Source organism: Streptomyces sp. NPDC055078 (genome assembly GCF_053607985.1).
The window spans coordinates 1-1,895 of sequence record NZ_JBSGUP010001014.1 but is presented as its reverse complement, the minus strand read 5'-3'; the positions used below and the strand labels follow the sequence as shown (position 1 = coordinate 1,895).

Genomic DNA, 1,895 nt, shown 5'->3' with positions numbered 1-1,895 from the left:
CACCGAGTCGGCACCGGCCCAGCCGGAGCCTGGCGGCCCAGCCGGACACCGGCCCGGCCGAGGGCCAACCCGACCAGGCGCCGGGCCCGGCCGGGGAGCGGCCCGACCAAGCACCCGCTCGACCGGGCTCCGCCCAACCGGCACCGCCGCCAACCACGGAGCGGCTCAATCAGGCACCGGCTCGCCGTATCCGCCGCCCCCGGGTGTCCGTACGACCAGGACATCTCCCGGGCGGACGTCGACCGAGTCGACGCCCGCCAGCGGGGTCACTGTCCCGTCCGCCCGTTCGACGGAATTCTCCCCGAGGGAGCCGGTGCTGCCGCCCGCCATTCCGTACGGTGCGATCCTGCGGTGTCCGGTGAGCAGGGCGACCGTCATGGGTTCCAGGAAGCGGATGCGGCGGACGACTCCGTGGCCGCCGCGCCAGCGTCCCGTACCGCCGCTGCCGTCCCGTACGGAGAACGCGTCCACGCGGACGGGGTAGCGCCACTCCAGGACTTCGGGGTCGGTGAGACGCGAGTTGGTCATATGGGTCTGGACCGCGTCGGCGCCGTCGAAGCCGTCGCCCGCGCCGGAGCCGCTGGCGACCGTCTCGTAGTACTGGACCCGGTCGTTGCCGAAGGTGAGGTTGTTCATGGTGCCGGAGCCCTCGGCCTGGACGCCGAGGGCCGCGTACAGAGCCCCGGTGACGGCCTGGGAGGTCTCCACATTGCCCGCGACGGTCGCCGCCGGGTACCGGGGCGCGAGCATGGAGCCCTCCGGGACGCGTACGTCCAGGGGTTCCAGACAGCCGCTGTTGAGGGGGATGTCCTCGCCGACGAGGGTCCGGAAGACATAGAGGACCGCCGCCATCACCACAGAGGTGGGTGCGTTGGCGTTGCCCGGCTGCTGGGGCGAGGTGCCGGCGAAGTCGAGCACGGCGCCGCGCGCGGCCCGGTCGACGCGCAGCGCGACCCGGATGACCGCGCCGCTGTCCGTCTCGTAGCGGTACTCACCGTCGTGCAGCCGGGCCACGAGGCGCCGGACCGATTCCTCGGCGTTGTCCCGTACGTGCCGCATATAGGCGTGGACGACATCGAGCCCGAACTCGTCCGTCATCCGCCGCAGTTCCGCGATGCCCTTCTCATTGGCGGCGATCTGGGCGCGCAGATCGGCGATATTGATGTCCGGGGCACGAGACGGGTAGGGCGCGCCGGTCAGCAGGGCGCGGGTCTCGCTCTCGCGCAGCCGACCGTCGCGGACGAGCAGCCAGTTGTCGAAGAGGACGCCCTCCTCGTCGATGGTGGTGCTGAAGGCGGGCATCGAGCCGGGGGTGATACCGCCGATCTCGGCGTGATGACCGCGTGAGGCGACGAGGAAGCGCAGTTCGCGGGCATCGAAGACGGGGGTCACCACCGTGACATCGGGCAGATGGGTGCCGCCGTGGTACGGGTCGTTGATCGCGTAGACGTCCCCGGGGCGCAGCCGGCCCTCGTTGCGGCGCAGCACCTCTTTGATCGATTCGCCCATGGAGCCGAGGTGGACGGGGATGTGGGGGGCGTTGGCGATCAGATTGCCCTCAGGGTCGAAGAGGGCGCAGGAGAAATCGAGCCGTTCCTTGATGTTGACGGAGTGGGCGGTGTTCTCCAGCCGTACGCCCATCTGCTCGGCGATGGCCATGAAGAGGTTGTTGAAGACCTCCAGCAGGACGGGGTCGACGTCGGTGCCGACTGCCGTCTTCGCGGGGCGGGCGCGGACGCGCGTCAGCACGAGATGGCCGCCGTCGCCCGCCTCGGCACGCCAGCCGGGGTCCACCACGGTGGTCGCGTCGGTCTCGGCGATGATCGCGGGGCCGTCCACCCGGTCGCCGGGGCCGAGGTCCGCCCGCCGGTGGAGGGGTACGTCCCGGTGGGTGC

At 71.5% G+C, this 1,895-nt stretch carries 1 protein-coding gene; it reads right to left on the bottom strand.

The genetic code is table 11. The annotated features are described in order from the left end of the window. Window positions 1-165 precede the first annotated feature (165 nt). Window positions 166-1,895, bottom strand: a 1,730-nt coding sequence (locus ACWF94_RS39665; RefSeq protein ID WP_453500018.1) for a hydantoinase B/oxoprolinase family protein, incomplete at its 5' end; no start/stop codon positions are given.